General features: G+C 64.4%; 20 protein-coding genes and 1 tRNA gene. 9 read left to right on the plus strand and 12 right to left on the minus strand.

All coding sequences use genetic code 11. From position 1 onward, the window contains the following. Positions 1-7 precede the first annotated feature (7 nt). From ACSBM8_RS08435 to ACSBM8_RS08445, 3 genes are all read right to left on the minus strand, one after another. Positions 8-3406 (minus strand): acyl-[ACP]--phospholipid O-acyltransferase, encoded by a 3399-nt coding sequence (locus tag ACSBM8_RS08435; protein ID WP_442681179.1) that lies wholly within the window; start codon positions 3404-3406, stop codon positions 8-10. A 154-nt stretch (positions 3407-3560) separates the two neighbouring features. Beyond that, positions 3561-3634 (minus strand) — tRNA-Cys (locus ACSBM8_RS08440). Between the two features lie 177 nt (positions 3635-3811). Next, on the minus strand, positions 3812-4720 hold the full coding sequence (locus tag ACSBM8_RS08445; protein ID WP_442681180.1) for a hypothetical protein: 909 nt from the start codon (positions 4718-4720) through the stop codon (positions 3812-3814). Between the two features lie 285 nt (positions 4721-5005). Here ACSBM8_RS08445 and ACSBM8_RS08450 point away from each other — a divergent pair, with 285 nt between their 5' ends. The 3 genes from ACSBM8_RS08450 to ACSBM8_RS08460 are packed head-to-tail and all read left to right on the plus strand — an operon-like array spanning position 5006 to position 7529. Continuing rightward, on the plus strand, positions 5006-5647 hold the full coding sequence (locus ACSBM8_RS08450) for a protein-L-isoaspartate O-methyltransferase family protein (protein WP_442681181.1): 642 nt from the start codon (positions 5006-5008) through the stop codon (positions 5645-5647). Beyond that, on the plus strand, positions 5647-7134 hold the full coding sequence (locus tag ACSBM8_RS08455; protein ID WP_442681182.1) for a TolC family outer membrane protein: 1488 nt from the start codon (positions 5647-5649) through the stop codon (positions 7132-7134). The genes ACSBM8_RS08450 and ACSBM8_RS08455 overlap by 1 nt, the downstream gene beginning before the upstream one ends. A gap of 17 nt (positions 7135-7151) precedes the next feature. Next, the gene (locus ACSBM8_RS08460) at positions 7152-7529 is read left to right on the plus strand and encodes a DUF2497 domain-containing protein (RefSeq protein ID WP_442681183.1); all 378 of its coding nucleotides are present in this window, start codon (positions 7152-7154) and stop codon (positions 7527-7529) included. A 36-nt stretch (positions 7530-7565) separates the two neighbouring features. Here the strand turns inward: ACSBM8_RS08460 and ACSBM8_RS08465 are convergent, their stop codons facing one another. Continuing rightward, on the minus strand, positions 7566-7958 hold the full coding sequence (locus ACSBM8_RS08465; RefSeq protein ID WP_442681184.1) for a RidA family protein: 393 nt from the start codon (positions 7956-7958) through the stop codon (positions 7566-7568). 149 nt (positions 7959-8107) lie between these two features. On the opposite strand from ACSBM8_RS08465, the gene ACSBM8_RS08470 reads away from it, so the two are divergent. The 3 genes from ACSBM8_RS08470 (at position 8108) to ACSBM8_RS08480 (ending at position 10368) form a co-directional block, all read left to right on the plus strand. After that, positions 8108-8704 carry a TetR/AcrR family transcriptional regulator gene (locus tag ACSBM8_RS08470; RefSeq protein WP_442681185.1) on the plus strand — a complete coding sequence of 199 codons (597 nt, stop codon included), beginning with the start codon at positions 8108-8110 and terminating at the stop codon, positions 8702-8704. A gap of 291 nt (positions 8705-8995) precedes the next feature. After that, a complete protein-coding gene (locus ACSBM8_RS08475) occupies positions 8996-9769 on the plus strand; it encodes a hypothetical protein (RefSeq protein ID WP_442681186.1) in 774 nt (257 codons plus the stop codon). 122 nt (positions 9770-9891) lie between these two features. Further along, positions 9892-10368 carry a DUF3617 domain-containing protein gene (locus tag ACSBM8_RS08480; RefSeq protein ID WP_442681187.1) on the plus strand — a complete coding sequence of 159 codons (477 nt, stop codon included), beginning with the start codon at positions 9892-9894 and terminating at the stop codon, positions 10366-10368. A 99-nt stretch (positions 10369-10467) separates the two neighbouring features. Here the strand turns inward: ACSBM8_RS08480 and ACSBM8_RS08485 are convergent, their stop codons facing one another. The 8 genes from ACSBM8_RS08485 to ACSBM8_RS08520 form a co-directional block, all read right to left on the minus strand. Continuing rightward, entirely contained in the window at positions 10468-10968 is a 501-nt protein-coding gene (locus ACSBM8_RS08485) for a DUF4262 domain-containing protein (RefSeq protein ID WP_442681188.1), read from the minus strand. 214 nt (positions 10969-11182) lie between these two features. Further along, the gene (locus ACSBM8_RS08490; RefSeq protein WP_442681189.1) at positions 11183-12133 is read right to left on the minus strand and encodes a DUF5996 family protein; all 951 of its coding nucleotides are present in this window, start codon (positions 12131-12133) and stop codon (positions 11183-11185) included. 164 nt (positions 12134-12297) lie between these two features. Continuing rightward, complete coding sequence (locus ACSBM8_RS08495; RefSeq protein WP_442681190.1) at positions 12298-12732, minus strand: YybH family protein; 435 nt, start codon at positions 12730-12732, stop codon at positions 12298-12300. Positions 12733-12920: 188 nt separating this feature from the next. Further along, positions 12921-13250, minus strand: coding sequence for a hypothetical protein (locus ACSBM8_RS08500; protein ID WP_442681191.1), 330 nt, complete (start codon positions 13248-13250; stop codon positions 12921-12923). An 82-nt stretch (positions 13251-13332) separates the two neighbouring features. After that, positions 13333-13680, minus strand: a complete 348-nt coding sequence (locus ACSBM8_RS08505; RefSeq protein WP_442681192.1) for a hypothetical protein — start codon at positions 13678-13680, stop codon at positions 13333-13335. Positions 13681-13757: 77 nt separating this feature from the next. After that, the gene (locus tag ACSBM8_RS08510; RefSeq protein WP_442681193.1) at positions 13758-15086 is read right to left on the minus strand and encodes a sensor histidine kinase; all 1329 of its coding nucleotides are present in this window, start codon (positions 15084-15086) and stop codon (positions 13758-13760) included. Then, on the minus strand, positions 15083-15760 hold the full coding sequence (locus ACSBM8_RS08515) for a response regulator (RefSeq protein WP_442681194.1): 678 nt from the start codon (positions 15758-15760) through the stop codon (positions 15083-15085). The genes ACSBM8_RS08510 and ACSBM8_RS08515 overlap by 4 nt, the downstream gene beginning before the upstream one ends. Positions 15761-15949: 189 nt before the next feature. Further along, positions 15950-16876 carry a LysR family transcriptional regulator gene (locus ACSBM8_RS08520; protein WP_442681195.1) on the minus strand — a complete coding sequence of 309 codons (927 nt, stop codon included), beginning with the start codon at positions 16874-16876 and terminating at the stop codon, positions 15950-15952. A 108-nt stretch (positions 16877-16984) separates the two neighbouring features. Between ACSBM8_RS08520 and ACSBM8_RS08525 the strand changes: the two genes are divergently transcribed. From ACSBM8_RS08525 to ACSBM8_RS08535, 3 genes are all read left to right on the plus strand, one after another. Further along, a complete protein-coding gene (locus tag ACSBM8_RS08525; protein WP_442681196.1) occupies positions 16985-17686 on the plus strand; it encodes an alpha/beta hydrolase in 702 nt (233 codons plus the stop codon). A 122-nt stretch (positions 17687-17808) separates the two neighbouring features. After that, positions 17809-19854, plus strand: coding sequence for a prolyl oligopeptidase family serine peptidase (locus tag ACSBM8_RS08530; protein ID WP_442681197.1), 2046 nt, complete (start codon positions 17809-17811; stop codon positions 19852-19854). Continuing rightward, entirely contained in the window at positions 19830-20534 is a 705-nt protein-coding gene (locus tag ACSBM8_RS08535) for a GNAT family N-acetyltransferase (RefSeq protein WP_442681198.1), read from the plus strand. The genes ACSBM8_RS08530 and ACSBM8_RS08535 overlap by 25 nt, the downstream gene beginning before the upstream one ends. The last annotated feature ends 29 nt before the right edge of the window (positions 20535-20563 follow it).

The raw sequence follows: 20563 nt of genomic DNA on the forward strand, positions 1-20563 counted from the left end.
CCGCCCGTTATGCGGCGGCGGCGGCCTGTGCGCTCATCGTGACATAATCCAGCTTGCCCGTGCCCAGGACGGGCAGGGCGTCCACCACCCGCACGTCCCGCGGAATAGCGAGTTCGTTGATCCCGTTGCTGCGCGCCCAGGCTTGCAAGGGCGCGGCGGTGGCGCCGGCCTGTGTCGTGAACAGCACCAGTTGCTCGCCCTTGCGCGGATCGGGACGGGTGACGACCGCATGGTCCGCATCGGGCCAGACGCCGGCTGCATAGCCCTCGACCGCGGGCAGGGAGACCATTTCGCCGCCGATCTTGGCGAACCGCTTGGCGCGGCCGCGGATGGTAACGAAACCGGGCTTGTCGATCGTGACGATGTCGCCTGTGTCGTGCCAGCCGCCCTCCGGTGGCTGCAGCACGCCCGGCGCATCCGCTTTCAGATAGCCGGCCATGATGTTGGGGCCGCGAATGGACAGACGGCCGCCTTCGTCGATGCCGGGCACGGGCTCGACCTTGGCCTCTATTCCCGGCAGCAGGCGTCCGACGCTGCCCGCCTTGAAGTGCATCGGCGTGTTGACCGCGATGACCGGCGCCGCCTCGGTCGCGCCATAGCCTTCCAGGATGCGCAGGCCGAACTTCTCCGCATAGGTTTTGCGCGTCTCGTCGCGCACCCGCTCGGCACCGGCGAAGATGTAGCGCAGCGCGTAAAAGTCATAGCCGTGCGCCATCCGGGCATAGCCGCTGAGGAAGGTATCGGTGCCGAACAGGATGGTTGCGTCCGCATCATAGGCCAGCGCCGGGACGATCCGATAGTGAAGCGGGCTCGGGTAGAGCAACGTCTTCACACCGGACAGGATCGGCAGCAAAGTCCCCCCGGTCAGGCCGAAGCTGTGGAACACCGGCAGCGCGTTCAGCACCGTATCCGCCGAGTTGAAGTCGATCCGCGCGGATAATTGCAGGCAGTTGGAAAGCAGGTTGCGATGGGTCAGCACCACGCCCTTCGGCACGCCTTCCGATCCGCTGGTGAAGAGGATGACGGCCGGTGCGTCGGGCAGGATGCCGTGCCGCCGGTGCAGCCGTCCGGCCCAGCGTGACGCGATCAGCCCGCGTAATTTGGCGATGGCGCCGATCCCCGCGCTGATATCCTCCAGATACAGGATCCGGATGCCGGTGCCTTCCAGCCCGCTCAGAACATCGCCGAGCTTCGCCTGGGTTACGAAGGCGCGCGCGGTGACGATCGTCCGGATCTCCGCCGCCGTGCAGGCCGCCTTCAGGTTGGCGAGTCCGGCCGTATAGTTGAGCATCGCCGGCACGCGCCCGATCCCCTGCAACGCAAAGAAGCTGGCGACGACCGCGCTGACGTTCGGCAGCAGCACGCCGACGGCCTCGCGCGGACGGGTGAAGCCCGCAAAGACGCGGCCGAGCACGATGCTGCCGGCCAGCAGCCGGCTATAGGTCAGCGGCTCGCGCTTGACGTCTTCGACGATCGGCGCCCGCGCGCCATTGATGTCCTTCGCATCGATCAGCGCCTGATACAGGGTCCGGCTGGTGTTCGACGTCGCGAAGATCATGTCGCTCATCACGTCGTACAATTTGGCGCCGGCGGCGGCGCGGCGCTGACGGGCGGTGTCGCCTTCCACCTCAAACCGGCGCGGCGGCAGGATGGTCAGGTCGATCTTGGGGAAGGTCCGCAACCGCACTTTGCCGCGCAGGCGGGAGAAAGGCGTATATTGCGCGCCGGCGATCCGTACCGGAATGATCGGCGCGTCGGCCTTGTCGGCGACCATGCCGGGGCCGTCGAACACCTTCATCAACGCGCCCGTCACGGTGATCCGCCCTTCGGGGAAGATCACCAGCGTGCGGCCTTCGCGGACCGCCTTGACCATCGCCTTGGCCGCCATCGGATTGGTCGGATCGACCGGGAAAGCGTCGAACATGCCCAGGAAGGGCTTCAGCCACCAGGATCGCGCAATCCGCGTCGCCACGGCAAAGGTCGGCCGTCCCGGCAGGAAGGCGGCCAGCAGCAAAGCGTCGAGGAAGGAGACATGGTTGACCACCACCACCGCGCGCTCGCCCGGCTGCGGCATATGCTCGGCGCCGTGCAGGTCGACGCGGTACAGCAGGATCAGGATGCGGCGGACCAGCCATTTGAACACCGTCTCCGGCAGCAGCCAGCAGGAGATCAGCGCAACCGCGAGCGTCGCAAAACCCAGCGCGCCGATCACGCCCGATATGCTGGTCCCCGCCGCCAGCAGGCCGCTGACCGCGGCGACGATCAGGACGGTGACGAAGGCGTTGACGATATTGTTGGCGGCGATGATCCGCGATCGGTTGGCGGCCGCGCTGTGCACCTGCAGGATGGCGTAGAGCGGGACGATGAAGACGCCGCCGGAAAAGGCGATGCCGACCAGCGCCACCAGGATATGCCAGCTGCCCGGATTGGCGATGAAGTCCGCAATCTTGCCTTGCCCGGGGGCAGGCGTGAAGGCGTGCGTGGCAATCCACAGGTCGATCAGGGAGATGGCGAGGCCCAGCGCCGCCACCGGCACGTAGCGGGCGGACACTTCGCCGCGCAGCAGCTTGTTGACCACCAGCGAACCGACCGCGACCGATATCGAGAAGACGAGCAGGAACAGGGTCACGACCGACGGACCGGCGTGCAGCGTCCCGCTCACCAGGGGCGCAAATTCGGACAGCAGAATTGCCCCGACGGAGAAGAACCAGCTGATCCCGAGGATTGCGAGCCAGACGCCGCGGCCGCCCCGCGCCACCGCCAGGATCTGCCACGTCGCGCGAAAGATGTTGCGATCGATCGCCAGCTTGGGTGCTGCGGCCGGTGCCGAAGGAATGGCAAGGCTCATGGCGAAGCCCAGCACGGCCACCCCGATTGCCACCAGCCCCGCCTCCCATGGCAGGATCACGCCACCCGTCAGCTGACCGGCGAGGATGGCCAGGAAGGTCCCTGCCTCGATCAGGCCGGTTCCGCCCATCAATTCATGCGACCCCAGCTGCTGGGGCAGGATCGAATATTTGATCGGGCCGAAGACGGTCGAGTGCACGCCCATCAGGAACAGGCAGGTGAGCAGCACCGGCACCGATTCGAGCCAGAACCCGACGAGCGCGAGCTCCATGATCGCAATCTCGGCCGCCTTCACGCCGCGGATCAGCCAAGCCTTGTCGAACTTGTCGGCGAGCTGCCCGGCGAGCGCGGAGAAGAGAAAGTAGGGTAGGATGAAGAGGCCGGTCGCGACCGTCGCCAATATTTCCGCCTTCCCGGGGGCTGCCTTGTAGAGAACGAAATTAGCCAGGAAGAGAAGCGCGAACTTCAGCAGATTGTCATTGAATGCGCCCAGGAACTGCACGACGAACAGCGGGCCGAACCGTCGCTTGCCCAGCAACGAGACGTCGGGTGCGGACATTCGGGTACCCCTTTACACTTCGGGTGCCGTCAGATCGCAAAATGCCGGGTCAGGCAAGTCATGCGTCCCCGCAAAGGCGGCGAACCTAAGATCTGATTCTGGTGAAAACGTGCCACCGCGCGCGTTTCTTCCCGCAGGCGCAGGGCGGGGAAGATGGAGGCCCGACCGGGAATCGAACCCGGGTGCAAGGATTTGCAGTCCTCTGCGTCACCACTCCGCCATCGGGCCTCAAGCGTCGAAATCAGGCAGAATTTCTGAATTCGACGGGTGGAGTTCGCACTCCGTTTCCTGGCAGCGACGTGCCGGGACGCAGCCCCATAGCTGCGGCGGTTGGGATGAACAACCCGTATCGGCAACAAAGCGCAGGTGGCGGGTCCGCGTCGGTGCTGCGGCCGAACCTGTCGATCAGCGGATCGCCGATACATATAATATGTGCAGCGCATGATCCCGGCCGGCCCGTACCGGGTGTTCGCCCGCCGCATTGATCGCCGGCCGCCCATTCGCGCCGCAGACCAAAGTCAGCGCGCCCGCCGGCGGTGCCTTCATCCGCAGGCTGATTTGGAGCGGCGCCTGTCCGTTCACGCCGACCGGGATCGAATATCGATCCATCGCCACCGTGCGTCCGTTGCGATGATGTTGCAGCAGGGCGGCGGCGCTGCCCGGGGTCAGGCAGAAATCGGCCCACATTGCGGCGTCGCCCGGCGCCGGGATCTGCGCCAGCGTCAACGCCTGCCGCGCTTTGTACCGCACCACCACATCGTGCCGGCCGGCGCTCAGCGGCACGGCAATATGCCGCTGCACCTCCCAGCCAGCCAGCAGGCCTTCGGGGGCGCGGGTGACTAGCCCCGCCGCAAGCAGGGCGTCGAAGGCGGGCTGCTTGCCCTTGACCGGCGCGACGATCGGCGGCGTGTCCGCGACCGCGAACGGATCCACCCCGGCCGCCCGGACGAGGGCGGTGACATCGCGGCCGCCTTTCCAGGCCGAGAAGGACGGAGGGGTCCGGGCCGGCCGGCCGTCGACAGCGATCGTCAATTCGGGGAAATGACGATCGGGATAGGTTTCCGCCTCGCCCAGCCACCCAAAGCGCGGCAGATCCAGCTGCAACCTCACCGGGCCACGCGCGACCGAGAGCGCGGTTGCGACCTCGATCTGGCGGCCGGCAAGCGCCACGCGGACGGCTGTGACGCTGGTCCGCCCGGCGGGCGCCGCCATGAGCGGCCCTGGCGCCACGCCGGCGCTGACATCGTCTGCCCGGGCCGGCGCGGCCAGCAGGCCGACAAGCGCGATGGCGGCGGCGAAGAATTTGGCGGACATAGCGAAAGACCCCCGACGCATCGTTGCGAAACCAGCGGATCGCGCCGGCGCCGGTTTAGCGGTGCAGACGCGGCGGGACAATCTGAGCGCGCTGTCCGATCCCGGACAGGAAGCGCGCGATTTGCCCATTTTCGGACGGCGCATTGAGGGCCGGATCGGGCAACGCGCGATAAGACGAGCTGGCATGAATCATGCTCCCTTGGCCTCGACTATGGTGTTCGGTAAGGCCGTTGCCTTCAGGCGCAGTGTCTTGTATGAATAAGACACCTCAAGAGGGCGGCGACAGTGACCGAACATAATTTCGAACAGATGCGGCGGGCGATGGTGGACAGTCAGTTGCGGACGACCGCGGTAAACGATCCGCGCGTCGTCGCTGCGATGGGCGAAGTGCCGCGCGAGCGCTACGTTCCCGCCGCGCAGGCGGCAATTGCCTATCTCGACACCGCCTTGGCGGTCGCACCGGGCCGATCGATTCCGGCGCCGATGATATTGGGGCGTTTGCTCACCGAAGCGCGGGTCAAGCCGAGCGATCGCGTGCTCGTCGTCGGGGCGAATACCGGCTATGCGGCGGCCGTTCTCGCGACCCTCGCGGCATCGGTGATCGCGCTGGAGGAAGATGCGTCGCTGCTGGCGGACGCGTCGCTGCCGGCGCAGGTCACGCCCGTCTCGGGTCCGTTGGGGGCCGGTTGGCCCGAAGCCGCGCTCTACGATCTGATCCTGTTCGATGGCGCGGTAGAGCAGGTGCCACCCGCGATCGTCGCCCAATTGGTCGATGGCGGCCGCATTGCCGCGCCGATCGTCGAAGATGGCATCACGCGCCTGGCGATCGGGCGGAAGGCGGGCGGCGCCTTCGGTATGATTACGTTCGCAGATGCCGAAGCACCGGTGCTGCCGGGCTTTGCAGTGAGAAAGGGATTTACTTTCTGATGCGTGTGGGGGGGAGGATCATCGTTGGATTGCTGGGGGGGGTGGCGCTGGGAACGCCGGCTCTGGCAACGACATTACAAGAAGCATTCATTGCAACCTATAATTCCAGCCCGGCCTTGAACGCGGCGCGCGCGCAATTGCGCGCCACCGACGAAGGCGTGCCGATCGCGAAGGCACAGTCGCGCGTACAGGCATCGACCACGTTGGGGCTCAGCCAGAATACCAACGGCATCACGCGGCTGAACAGCGGTGGACGGACGCTGACGGCTCAGCTGAATCTTTCTTACCCCTTGTTTCAGGGCGGCCGCGTCAAGAATGCGATCAACGCTGCCGAATCGCGGGTGGCCGGCGGCCGTGCCGATCTGCGCACGACCGAGGGCAATATCTTCACCCAGGTGGTGGCGGCCTATATGGCGGTGATCCGCGACTCTTCGATCGTCGATCTCAACAAGAAGAATGTCGCCGTGCTCAACACCAATTTGAAGGCGAGCCGTGATCGCTTCCAAGTTGGCGATCTCACGCGCACCGACGTGGCCCAATCCGAGGCCCGGCTCAGTCTCGCCCGCAGTCAGCTATCGATCGCGCAGGGCAATCTCACCGGCAGCCGTGAGACGTTCCGTCGCGTGATCGGCATCTGGCCGGAGACGCTGGCAGAGCCGCCGGCCTTGCCCAAATTGCCCGCAACACCGGATCAGGCGGTGGATATCGCGCTCAAGGACAGCCCTTCGCTTCAGGCGGCGGGCGCGATCACGCAGGCGGCAGGTTTCGACGTGCGCGCCGCGCGGGCCCAGCGGCTTCCCACCGTCTCGGCGATCGGCGGGACCAACTATAACAATTATCTGGGTACGATTAACCAGATTTCCGGGGGCTTTGGGGGGGACAATTCGCAAGGCTCGAACTCGGTCGGCGTCCAGCTGAACCTGCCGCTGTATCAGGGCGGGCTGGTCGGTGCGCGTGTGCGCCAGGCACAGGCCGTGCAGAACCAGGCGGTCGAACAGGGCATCGATACCGAACGCCAGGTCATTGCCAATACGCGCGCCGCTTTCGCCAGCTATCGCGCCGCGGCCGAGGCGATCGACGCCAACCGGCAGGCCGTTTCCGCCAACGAACTCGCGCTGGAGGGCGTCCGCGCGGAGAACCGGGTCGGCACGCGCACCGTGCTGGAAGTGCTGAATGCCGAGCAGGAATTGCTGAACGCGCAGGTCAATCTGGTCAGTGCGCAATATGACCAATATGTCGCGGGCTTCGCCTTGCTGAACGCCATGGGGGAGGCGGAGGCACGCGACCTCGGCCTCGATGGCGGATCGCTCTATGATCCGATGAGCAATTATAATCATGTCAGCAACTGGCTCGGCGATTGGAGCGAGCAGCCGACATATTCGCCGCGCGGCACGCATACGACCGGCCCAACCCCCGCGGATCCGGACGTCGCGCCATACGATCCGGAAGCTGATCCGAACCGGGCCGTGACACCGCCGCCACAATAAGCGATAACCGTCGCGTCATGAACGAAGGGGCGCCCGAACAGTCGATGGAAGACGTGCTCGCATCGATCAAGCGCATCATCAGCGCGGATGTCGAGGCTGCGCGCCGCTTTCCGACCAACGCGGTCGAGCCGCCTTCTCCTGCCGAGGACGTCCTCGAGCTCGGGACGGCGCCGGCCGGCGATGCGATCATCTCGGGTGAAACGGCGCAGGCCAGCAAGGCGGCGCTGGCCGCCTTGTCCGGCATGTCGATCGACCCGCGTGCGGCCGACAATACGCTCGACGGCCTGGTCCGCGAACTGCTGCGCCCGATGCTGAAGGAGTGGCTGGACGCCAATCTTCCCGATCTGGTCGAGCGCGTCGTCACCCGCGAAGTCGCCCGCGCGATCGGCCGCTAGCGCCCGGCGCTTTTCGTCGTCGGCCGTGCCCGGCCATCAATCCGGAATGCGGGCGATCACCTTGATCTCGAAATCGAAGCCTGCGAGCCAATTGACGCCGATCGCGGTCCAGGTCGGGTAGGGCGCGTCTGCGAATATCTCGCGCTTCACCGCCATGACTGTCTCGAATTGCGTCTCCGGATCGATGTGGAACGTCGTGACGTCGATGATGTCGTCAAACCCCAAGCCTGCGGCACGCAACACGGCCTCCAGACTGGCAAATGCCAAGCGGACCTGCGCCTCGAAGTCCGGTTCGGGCGATCCGTCTGCGCGCGCGCCAACCTGGCCTGAAACGAACAGCAGATTGTCCGATCGCACCGCAGGCGAATAGCCATGCTCTGCATAGAGCGCATGCGGGTTGGCAGGAAATATAACGTCACGCTTGCTCATATCATCGTCCTTTCAGAATCCGGCGAACCTGCCCGATCCGCACCGCTGGACATTCCAACGATGCGAGAGCAGTAACATACGGCGCGTATATGAACTCAAACGACCCTCGGGTCAAGTTCACATACGATCCGTATGTGAAAGGAAATATTGTGGCCGTTAAACGCCGCGCCGAAACTGCCGAAGAAAACCGCGCCAAGCTGATCGGTGCGGGACGAAGGGCCTTTGCGGCGTCCGGTTTCGCCAAGGCATCGATGGACGATCTCACGGCCGAAGTCGGCCTTACCCGCGGCGCGCTTTATCACGGCTTCGGAGATAAAAAGGGGCTGCTCGCGGCGGTCGTGGCGCAGGTCGACGGCGAGATGGCCGCGCGCGCGCAGCGCGCCGCAGCTGCAGCGGCCAATGATTGGGATCGGCTTCTGACGGAGGCGGCGGCCTATATCGAATTGGCCCTGGAGCCGGAGGTGCAACGGATCGTCCTGCTGGATGGCCCGGCCTTTCTGGGCGACCCGTCCGGCTGGCCCAGCCAGAATGCCTGCTTGAGCGGCACCAAGCAGACCGTCGCCAAATTGATTGCGGACGGCGTCATGAAGCCCGTCGATATCGATGTCGCGTCCCGCCTGCTCAGCGGTGCTGCGTTCAATGCCGCGCTGTGGGTGGCGGCCAGTGACACACCGCGCCTCGTCCTCCCCAAGGCGATCCACGCCTTCCGCCTCATGGCCGAAGGTTTCCTGGCCGACCGAGACTGACGCCATGACGCCGTACCGATGCTCGCGCGCATCGGCTGCGTCTTGGCCAGAAATCCGCTGGGGAGGAGGATCTGGCAAAGGCGCTTAAGCCGGATCCGAAACTTTGCGCGCTCGCCGTCAAGTTGGAGATCGTGCCCTGAAGCCATCGCCAACCCGCTGCCCGGGCGCATCGAGCCGCCGGGCACCAAGGGGCGGAGGAGGGAGGGCAGGCCTGAAGCCAGATCGGCCCGCGTGACAATCGTAACGCACTGACGATTGCCGGCCGGCGCCCATGATCTAATCTAACGCGCGATGGAGCAAAACACACCGCGCACGGCGTCGGGCGGCGATGCCCTGATGGTCGATCAAGACGCGCTCGAGTTTCAGCGCGAGGACCTGATTTACGGATTGGCCAACCCCCGCGGCGAGTTCGTCAAGTGGCTGAAGGACAATGACCGCATCGACGGCGGTACGCCCATCTTCATCGACCAGTATGACATTGCCTCCGCCAGTCGGCATACTGCGCAAACCTTGCAGCATGATCGTCGCTTCATCGAGGCGTTGCGGCGCCGCTATCCCGACGTGGTGAATTCGGCCGACAATGGTCTGGATCTGTCCAACGAAGCGCAATGGGCCGGCGCCGCGCGTCCGGTGACCCATCATATCGCGAAGCAGAAGTGCAAGGGGGGCCTCGATTGGCTGATGTTTGCACCCACGCGTGAGGATGATGTGCGGCGGGTGCATTTCGTTGTCGAGGGACTGGACGAACATGTTCCGGCCAAGGATCATAAAGGGCTGGGGGGCGACGAATATAAACATGGTACCAGCAAGCACCGCACCATCACCGGTGCGGAGCTTCGATGGGTGTATCGCCATCGCGATGCCAGCCGGGTCAACGACAATATCGTCTTTTGGCGCAAGGATCCGGCGGGCTGGAAGACGTGCGACGCGCCATGGGCCGATGCGGGAAGCCCCAAGGTCGTCCGCGATAGCTGGGCGGCCTATGGCGGCCATCTCATGATGAACGATCTGGCCGGGCAAATGTCGCGGCTGCGGGTGGATGTCGACCGGATGGACCTCGATTAGGCACGCGTGACGCCGAGGCCGGCGGCGCGGTCGACCTCCTCGGGCATCGGGGAGATTTACCGCTTCGGCGAAAATCACCCCCGTCGGAGCAGCCGATCGCCAATCCTCGCGTTCGGACGGGCATGCGTAAACTCCTCCATGCCGTGATCCCGCTTCCCTTCCTGCTGGCCGCGGCGCCAGCGCCGCCTCTGTCGCCCGGACTGTGGGAGCATACCATCGTTTACGTGGTCGACCGCGTGAGCGGCTCGTCGCTCGTCGCCGAGCAGGCGCAAGCCATGCTGCCGTCGCCGCCGCCCTATCGCGATTGCTATACGGCGGCCGCCTTTGCCGACCCGCAACGTTTTCTGCTGGCCAGCAAGTCCATCCGGTGCCGCTTCGCCCGTTTTGCCATGGCGAACGGACAGATCTCCGCCGCGGGCGCCTGCACCGACAGCCGCTATCCCACCGTCCGCATTGATGGTGCCGGCCCATATGACGCGAACGGATTCGACTTCAGCTTCTCGGGTCAGGCGCGCAGCGGCGACGTGACGGTGGATTTCCGAGGGCGCGATAGCGGCCGCCGCGTTGGCGCCTGTCCGGCCGGCGGCGCGGGCGGATAATCTGTAGAGTGGCGTTTCGGCTACGTGCGCAAACGCCGCCATCGACATAGGCCGCTTGGGTCGTGGCGGCTGGCCTGACAATGATCGCGTTGCGCGCGCTCAGTGGGCCAGCGAAGCCAGCCAGCCATTTTCGGTCAGGTCCGGTTGCAGGCCCGCCAGGGTAGGATCGAAGCCGGATTGCCAGGGAAAGCGGCCGTCCCGATCGGACCAGACAAGGTGGAGGCAGGGGAACGTATCGCCACCATAGAACCATCGGCTCCAGCCAAGATGGTCGGGATAATGCCGGCCGGCGACAGGAAACAGGTAGGCCGGGATGTTGGCGAAGACGTGATTGCTGAGGCCGGTGGGCACGCTGCCGCCAGCCTTGGCATCGCGGAAAAGATCCCACAACACCGCGTGCGCAACCTCGCTCTTCATGCCGAAGGCGACGACTTCCGGCTGGCCAATATTGATCCACCATCCCGTCGTATAGGAGAAGCCAGGCGATCCGTTCTCCGCAAAGACGTTGGTGTGGAACCAGCCATGTTCCCTGACCTCGGCGACGAATGTCTGCTCGTCCGGATCAAGCTGCTCCGGCGCGGCATCAAGAGCGGTAAACATGCCCGACAGCATAGGCCCACGTGGCGCAGTACGGAAGGCCTGGTCCCGGGCGGGCGCCGGAGTACGCCGCGAAAACGGACCACGAACGGAACTGGGGTAGGGGCGGGACCTGCCGATGCGGCACGACCCAGGATGCTGCGGGCGGATCCGTAAAGCCCGATGCTTTTCACGCCCTTGACGCCGCCGGCCCTGAAAACCTCGGCGTGCCGGGCTGCTATTCCGGTTTCACCGGATCCGCAGGCCGCACCTTGCCCGGCCGCCCTCGCGCGCATTCCAGAAGATCGCGGTCCCAGTCGCCCAGGTCGGCGGCGGCATCGTAGGTCGATGTGAGGAACGCCATCAGCGCGCGATCGCCATCCTCGGCCGACTGTACCGCTTCGTAAGGCAGGACGAATTCCGAAAGGCCCTCATGCCAGAAGGCCGCGTCGGGCCGCACCGGCGCTTGCCCAAATCCTGGCGGCGCCGGATAGGCGTAGGCGTAGAAAGTCGGATGGTCGACGCCACCGCCGCCCGGCCAGAAGCCGGCCGACGACACTTCTCGATCATAGGCTTCCTGCGCCACGGCATCGGGCAGGGCCGGAACGCCGCCGCCATGTAACGGCGCGCGCCGCCCCGAAAACCGCGTCACGGCCAGATCGAAACTGCCCCAGAACAGATGGACGGGGCTGGCCTTGCCCAGATAGGCGCTGCGGAATTCCTTGAACACACGATCAATCGCCACAAGCGCCTGATGGAAGCGCTGTACGGCGTCGCGATCATAGGGCCGGTCGCGATGGTCCTCCTTGAACGCGATCGGATCTGCCACCTCGTTCGGGCGGCCGTCGAAGCGCGGCGTTCCGCCGAGCTCGGTAATCATGGTCACGAAATGGCGGTGAAAGCGCGCAACGGTCATCGGTTCGAGCGCGAACGATTCCGTGCGCCCGCTTCCGTTCGTGCCGACGACCTTGTGCGCATGAAGGTCGAACAGGATCTCGATGCCGGGGCCATCGGGGATCGGCGACGATATCAGCCCCACGGGCGTGACATAGAAGGTCGCATGCCAGGAATGATTGATCCACGGCGTGTGGGCCAACCGATATTTGCCGGCCACCTGCAGATATAGATGCAGGGCGGAACAGGTTTCCTGCCAGCTCAGATAGTCGAGCCGTGGCCACATATTGCTCATCTTGGCTGTCTCCGTCCCACGTTGAAATCGCTTGAATGCCGCGACCGCTATAAAGACTGCGCGGTCTCAGTCGCCATATTGTGGCGACGCACCGCCCACCGCGCGTCGCGCCATAGCATCCAAGTTGGAACGCCTCGCGCGAGCCCAGGGTCCGCCTTTGCCCGTTAACGGGGCAAAGGGTTCGTCGTCGCAAAGGCGTAACGCGCGATCCTCCACGCATTGCCATCGCCCTTTTGGAAGATGAACAATTCGTGGTTGGCGTCGGGGACGCGCTGCTGGATCGCATTGATGGTCACATGCCCGTTCGAATGGGTCCGCACGAACGCCCATTCCGGCGCGACCTGCACAATTTCCTCGACCGTCAATTCCGTATCGAAAGTGATCGTCTGAAAGATGCCTTCATAGGCTGCCCGGATGGCGTCGGTGCCAATCGTGGAAGGCTGGTTCGGGGGCATGAACACGCCATCAGGCGCGAAGACGGAGAGCACCGTGTCGATGTCCGAGGCGTTCAGCGCGGTCTCGTACGTCTCCAACACCTCCTCGATCTCCGTCTGGATCGACGTGATAATGCCGCCTGTGAAGTTCTCTAGCTTTTTCATGAACTTGTACTGCCTCTCGAGCCAATGCATCGCGGTTGGACTTTAGGTCGCGTCCGGTCGGCGGAATAGTCGCAGCGGCTGGGACGCTATGTCGCCGTTTCCGGAACGCTACGGGCTGCCGCGCGATGTGGCGCGCGGTCAGCAGAGCGGCGCGCAAGGCTGACAGGCCGTGCCCGCTCGCCTGCCGCTTACCTCGCATCCTGTATGTTGCGTGTCGGGATGGCCGGCGCGTCCACCGGCATCGCCATGATATGCGCGTCGAACAGGGCGATCTGGGCAGCGGTGAATCCCGCCTCGTGCAGACTGGTCGGCGGGACGGCATGCCCCTGTGCAAGCATGGCGCGGCAAAGCTCGGCATAGTCGCGTAAGGCTTGCAGTTCGGGCGCAGCCAACCGCTGGCGATCGGCGAATAACAGGAGGACGCCATGACGTGAGCCGCGTCTCAGCGCCGCCTCTGCCGCACGGACACCAAGCAGGATTGCGTCCCGCTCCCGCAACGTCAGGACAGGGGCGCTCATCGCCCGCTCTCCACTTTCTGCCCGGTGCAGCGGGCGGCGAAGGCGCACATGTCCGCCGCCCTGGCGATCCGCGGCCGCGATCTCACCAGCATGGGAGCGGCCGCTCGCCGCGCTCACGTGCGCGCTTGGCTTCCCGGTTGCAGCGGATCCGGTGCACCGTTTCCACATTATTCCGGGCCGCCTCCGCATTGTTCCGCTGCTGTTCGGCGGCATAGAGCGGCGCATTATCGCGACGCTGCTGCTGCGCGAGCATGCAGCGTGTATAATCCTTGCCGTCTGCGCCGAAGCGCTTGCAGGTGTCGCGATCTTCGCGATGCGCTCGGCGGCCCCAGTTTATTTGCGCCGATGCGCTTTCGACGACGGCTATGCTGAACAGCGCGGCGAGCATCATCGTGGCATGGTAGCGGGCGGGAAAATTCTGCCTCTTCATTCCTGATCTCCTGCGGCCGCTGCGACCGGCGGCATTGGCAGCAAAGCAGCTCAGGATTGCGTGAACATGGTCCCGGATCAGGACAGCCCATCAGAGGCGAATTCGACACGAACGAGCGCACCGCCGCCTGGCGCCTCCATGATCGCAACCCGACCGTCATGGCGCTCGATGACCTGCTGGACCAAATTGAGGCCGAGCCCGCTTCCGGTGGACCGGGGCCGGAGTCGATGGAACGGCTCGAACACGCGTTCGCGTTCCTCCGGCGGTATGCCCGGGCCGTCATCCTCCACCTCGAAACCCGTTCGCGTAACGCGCAGCACGACGTGACGTCCGCCATGCTCGATCGCATTCTGAACAAGATTGGTGACGACCCGTTCGATGGCGCCGGCATCGCCGCGAACGGACGACATGTCTTCGATCTGGACCTCGATGCTGCGTTCGGCGGCTATCAGCAGCGGTGCGAGATCGGCGGCGACCCGCCGTACCAGCGCGATGAGGTCGAGGCTCTCGTCATGCCGTTCGCTGTCGAGACGCTGGATATCGAGCATCTGCTCCGCCAGGTTGCTCAGCCGCTCCACATCGCCGCTCAGCTTGCGCGTGGCCGGATCCGTCGCGGTGTCCACCTTCAAACGCAGGATGGCGATCGGCGTGCGCAACTCGTGCGCGGCCGAGGCGATGAAGCGGCGCTGGCGTTCATAACCCTCGTCCAGCCGTTGCAGCGCGTCGTTCACGGCGCGAACGAGCGGGGCGATCTCGCTTGGCACATGCTCCTCGCTCAGCCGCCGGCCCCGTCGGTTCGTGTCGATCTGCTCGGCTTCCTGCGCGATCCTGAAAATGCCGGCCAGCGCCCGCCGAACGATCCACGGCGTCACGATGAGCGATATCAGCGCCAGCAGAATGAAGACGGGGATGACGATAAGGTTCGAAGCGAGCAGCACGATAAAGCTCACGCCGGTCAATTTGCCGTGCGCCAATATGGTCACCGGCCCGGCCGGCGCGACTTCGCGTCGGATGACGGCAGACAAACGATAGGGCGCTGATCGATCGCGCAGATGCGCATAGGACAGGCTCTGCAGTCGACCGAGCAGCGAAGCATAGTGGGGCGGGACACCGCCGAATGTGACGTTGCGGCCGCTATCATCTTCGGCGACGAACCACAGGTCGGGAGACTTTTCGCGGATCTTCGTGAGTTCGGGCGTTAGACGAACCGCGAGCGTTCCGTTGCTGCGACGGATGATGGCATGCGCGATCACCGGCGTGATCGTCTCGTCGGTATAAAGGCCGCCACTGTCCATGCGGAGTGCCAGCGCCATGAAGAAGGTGCACGAGACGAGCAGGGTCACCAGCTGAAAGATCAGCGGCTTGATGATCAGCGGCCGCTTGAGCGAGGGGGCCTTTCCGCTCACGACGCCGCCTTCAGCAGGTAGCCGACGCCCCGGATCGCGTGGATTTCCACGTGCGCGCCGGCCTCGGTCAGCTTTCGGCGAAGGCGCGATATGTGGGAATCGAGGGTGTTCGACTGCACCTCGTCATCGAACCCATAAACCGCCTGCTCCAGCGACTCGCGCAGGACCGTTCTTCCCCGGCGCTTCGCGAGCGACGCCAGGACGCGCAATTCCCGGCGCCGGAGTTCCAGCCGGACACCATCCACACTGGCTTCATCGTTTATCATATCCAGCACAAGCCGGCCGACCCGCACCTCGTCCGTCTCGTTTCTTTCGGAAGGACGCCGCCGCACCGCGCGGATCCGGGCGAACATCTCGTCGGCCGCAAACGGCTTGACGAGATAGTCGTCGGCCCCCTCGTCAAGCCCGGCCACGCGATCCAGCACGTCGCCGCGCGCGCTCAATATGATGACCGGCAGGCCGGGATGTTTGGTCCGCAGCGTTGCCAGGAGGGAAATCCCGTCCCCATCGGGCAAGGTGCGATCCAGCAAAACCAGGTCATATGTCCCCGTGATCGCTGCCTCCCTGGCAACGGACAGGCTGGCGGCATGATCGACGATGAAGCGCTCCTGCTCGAGCGCCAGACGCAGCGTGTCGGCAAATTCCAGTTCGTCCTCAACGAGCAGGACTTTCACGATTATACCTCACGACCAGAATATGCCGTCCCGATCCGCGCTGGCAGCATTCGGGTAAGGAGGGCAAAGGGCTATTGGCCTGTTACGATATCGGCATCGCATTGCCGCAACATTGCCTCGGAACTGTCGGGCTGCCGGGGCGGCGGTTTGGACGTGCGACGAATTGCGACGAAGGTAGACGCCGAACGCTCACGCCAGCGCCTCGGCATATCGGATGATGCTTTGATTTTGAACGCTTTCGATCAATTCGTCGGCACGCGCCAAAAGACGATGGAGTAATGGCGATCCGTTCGCTTCCGCATATCCAAGAGTGAGATCGACTGTGGGCGCGATGCCCTCAAGCGCTCTGGCAACGACGTTGGGCGTCAACATATTCTGCGCGTACAGCGGAACGAGAGTGACGCCGCCGGTGGACGCTACCAGCGACATTGCCGACGATATGTTCTCCCCCTCATATCGCGGCGTAAGGGTAATCCCGACCTTTGATGCATAATCCTGGATCACGGATTGCAGCACCGGCGACGTTCTCGCTGAGCTGACGTAAATCTCCCGGGCAAGATCCTGTGCCCGGATCTGTTTTTGCGATGCCAAGCGATGACCGGCCGGCAGCACGACGATCAGCGGCTCCTGCGCCAATAATTTAAAGGATATCCCCAACCTCTGTTTTTCCGGGCGCAGGAAAGCCATGTCGAGTTTTCCACGCATCAAGGCGAGCGCGAGTTCCGGGGAGGACAGGCTGCACAGCGTCACTTCGATCTCAGGCTCTTCCTCGCGGATGATGCGCAATAAATGCGGTAGCCAGGTGACCTCCAGCCCGACCAGAAACCCGATGGAGAGCACCGGTCGTATCGGTTGTGCCGCCCGTTGGGCGCCCTCGATCGCCGCTTCGACCTGGAGCAGCGCGAGCCGGGCGTGATCGAGGAAAACGCGGCCGGGCGGGGTCAGCACGACACCGCGCGCCTGCCGTTCAAGGAGTTTGACGCCGATTTCAAACTCCAGATCGTGAATTTGCCGGCTGAGAGAAGGCTGCGACGTGTTGAGCCGTCTCTGGGCAGCGTTCAGCAAACTTCCTTCCTCGGCGACGGCTATGAAATAGCGCAGATGACGAAGCTCCATCGATCGGCCCTTCCTATACCTGTCAGGCATAAGTCGAGCGTACAAAGTCTTTGTCACCAATAGAAGCGGGATTTAACCGTCGCTCTTGATCATGAAGGAGCTGCGAAGATGTCAAAAAAGTCGAAACCAACGATCATATTCTGTCATGGCCTTTGGGCTGATGGTTCCTGTTTCAGCAAGGTCATTCCAACTCTTCAAGCCGATGGCCTTGAAGTCATTGCTGTCCAATACGGTCTCGACTCTTATGAAGAGGATCTGGCGACGATCAGGCGCACCATGAACCGCGTGGGCAGCCCGGTCATTCTGGTCGGTCATTCTTATGGCGGGGCGACTATCACCGGCGCGGGGATGGACGCGAGGGTTGCCGCATTGGTTTATATCTCCGCTGTGGCACCCGATGCGGGTGAAACCGTGCAGGAACAACTCAACAAATATCCGTCGGACATCTTCGGCTATGTAGAAATTGCGGACGACCGCGCCTGGTTGCGACCGGATGGCACGCGCTTTTTCTGCGGGGATCTTCCCGACGAGGAGCAGAAATTGGTTTGGGCGACCCACTTCGCCCCCGACGCCGACGTGCTTAATCAGCAGAAGCTGACTTCCGACCAGGTCGCCTGGCGACACAAGCCCAGCTGGTACGTGCTCGCGACGCAGGACCATACGGTCCATCCTGACCTGCAACGCTGGGTCTCCAGCCGGATGGGCGCTCAAGTTACCGAGGTTGCGAGCAGTCACGTGCCGATGCTCTCACAGCCGGACGTTGTCATTGGCGTAATCCGCATGGCCGTCGCCGCAGTTCAGGATAGCTGACAGGCGTATCGGTGGGTCGATCGGGAGGCCGCAGGGTGGCCTCCCTTTCATAGGATGCCCGTCCTGAACGGCAGGACTCGATGCCACTTTCTGGCAGTGCGAATGCTTGCTAGTCCTTGCCCATGAAGAAACTTTTGTTCCTAGCGCTTGCCGCCGCGCTTGCCGCGCCGTCCATCGCCCGTCCGTTCACCCCGCAAGACCTGGTCGCCCTGTCGCGCGTGGGCGCGCCCGTCATATCCCCGGATGGTCGGTGGGTCGTGTGGGATCAGCGCGAAACCGATCTGGCCGCCAACAAGGGGCGTCGAGACTTGTGGCGGTTGGATTTGAAAAGCCGCGGCAGCGTGCCGCAGAAGTTCGCCTCTTCCGATGCGGAGGAAAGCGATCCCGCTTTCGGGCCGGATGGCGCGCTATATTTCCTGTCCAATCGCAAGGACGGGAACAATGCCGTGTGGCGGGCCACCATGGCCGGGGGAACGCCGACGCAGGTCACCGGTGCCTATGATCTGTCCGGCTTCAAGATCTCGCCGCGCGGCAACGCCATTCTGGTCTGGGCGGATCGGCCTGTGGGCGCCACGTCGCTCGATGCCCGCGTGGCGGAGAAGGGCAAGGACGCGGGCAGCGGTCGCACCTACGATCAATTGTTCGTCCGTCATTGGGACAGCTGGGCGGACGGCCAGCGTTCGCAGCTTTTCGTGCTGCCGCTCGCCGGCGGCAAGGCGGCCGGGCCGGGCCGGGCGATCGAGGGCGCTCTGGTCGGCGACACGCCGTCCAAGCCGATGGGCGGCGGCGAGGAGCTAGCCTGGAGTCGTGACGGCAGCACGGTCTATTTCGCGCTGCGGGAGGCTGGGCGGATCGAGCCGCTATCGACCAACCTCGATATCTTCGCCGCGCCCGCCGATGGATCGACGCCGCCGGTCAACCTGACGCCGGACAATAAGGGCACCGATACCGCGCCCGCGGTGTCGCCCGATGGCCGCTGGCTGGCGTGGACCGCGATGCAGCGGGCCGGCTATGAAGCCGATCGATTGGTGTTGTGGGTGCGCGATCTGCAGACCGGGCAGACCCGCGCCCTCACGGAAAAGTGGGATCGCTCGGTCGGATCGGTGAAGTGGGCGCCCAACTCGGCCAGCCTGTTCGTTACCGCCGAAGACACGCTGGATGTTCCGCTGTTCCGCGTCGATCTCGCGGACGGACAGGCGCATCGGTTGACCGGGGCAGGGCATGTCGGCGCATTCGAAGTGCAACCGAATGGCGGCCTGGTCTACGCGCTCGACAGCATCACGGCGCCCGCCGATCTTTACGCCTGGGCACCCAGCGGGAAAGTGACGCGGCTGACCAGCGTCAACGCCGCCAAACTGGCCGGCGTGGATGTGCCGGCGATGACGCGCTTCAACTTCAAGGGCGCCGACGGCGACACCGTCTGGGGCTGGGCGCTGCGTCCAGCCCAGCTCGCCGCCGGGGCAAAAGCCCCGGTTGCCTTCCTCGTCCATGGCGGCCCGCAGGGGACGTTCAACGACAGCTGGTCTTATCGCTGGAACCCGATGGCGTGGGCAGGGCATGGCTATGCGGTCGTCTCCGTCGATTTTCACGGCAGCACGGGGTACGGCCAGGCCTTCACCGATGCGATCAACCAGAGCTGGGGCGGCCGTCCGCTCACCGATCTGAAAGCGGGTTTGAAGGCCGCAACGGAGCGCTTCGATTTCCTTGCCGGGGACAATGTCTGCGCCGCCGGCGGCTCCTATGGCGGCTATATGATGAACTGGATCGAGGGCAATTGGCCGGATCGGTTCAAGTGCATCGTGCAGCATGACGGTGTGTTCGATGCCCGCGCCATGGCCTATGAAACCGAGGAACTGTGGTTCGACGAGTGGGAACATGGCGGCAAACCTTATTATGAGGATCCCGCCGCGTTCGAAAAATGGAACCCGGTCAACGACGTCCTCAAGTGGAAGACGCCGCAGCTCGTCATCACGAGCGAGAAGGATTTCCGCATCCCCTACACGCAGGGGCTTGCCGCTTTCACCGCGCTGCAACGGCGCAACATCCCGTCCAAGTTGCTCGTCTTCCCGGACCAAAATCATTGGGTGCTGAAGCCGAAAAATAGCCTTCAATGGTACCAGACGGTGTTCGACTGGATGGATCAGTGGACCGGAAATCGGGCCAACTGAACCATCCGCTCGATCGCCCGGTCTGGAGCGCGTTGACCACGCGCCAGGCGGGCATAAGCGAGCGGGCAGACGGGGCGGTACGGCTCCGTCGCGACATCGGCGTCTTCGCGGCTGCGGCGGATGCCGGCGCGGACAGCCGGTCGGCGCTTACCATGCTCGATTATAGTGACGACGGCCTGTGGCTGCTGGAGCGTGATGCGGTCGTGCCGCCGCCCGGTCTGATCGTCCATCATCGGGCGCCCTGTGTGCAGATGGTGGCGCACAGACTGGATATGCGCGCGTCGGACGTAGCGTTCGAAGACCTTACTGACGCCGACGCGCCCCAGATGTTTGCACTGGCGCGGCTGTGCGAACCCGGACCCTTCTTCGAACATACCAATCGTATGGGTCGCTTTATCGGCGTCAGGCATGAAGGTCGGCTCATCGCCATGGCCGGCGAACGATTGCAGCCCGAAGGCTATACGGAGGTCAGCGGGGTCTGTACCCATCCTCATCATCGGGGGCGCGGCTATGCGGCTGCCCTGATGCGGATCGTCGCGGCGCGCATTCTGGCGCGCGATGAAGTGCCGTTCCTGCACAGTTACGCGAGCAACGCCGGCGCGATCGCGCTGTACGAAGCCCTTGGCTTCCGCAACCGCGCTTCGATCATGCTGACGGTTCTGACCCGCGCGACCGGATGAGATGCGAACGCGGCACAATTGCGCCCAGC

Origin of the sequence: Sphingomonas sp. ASY06-1R, from assembly GCF_052180265.1 — a bacterium.
Taxonomy (GTDB): domain Bacteria; phylum Pseudomonadota; class Alphaproteobacteria; order Sphingomonadales; family Sphingomonadaceae; genus Sphingomonas_I.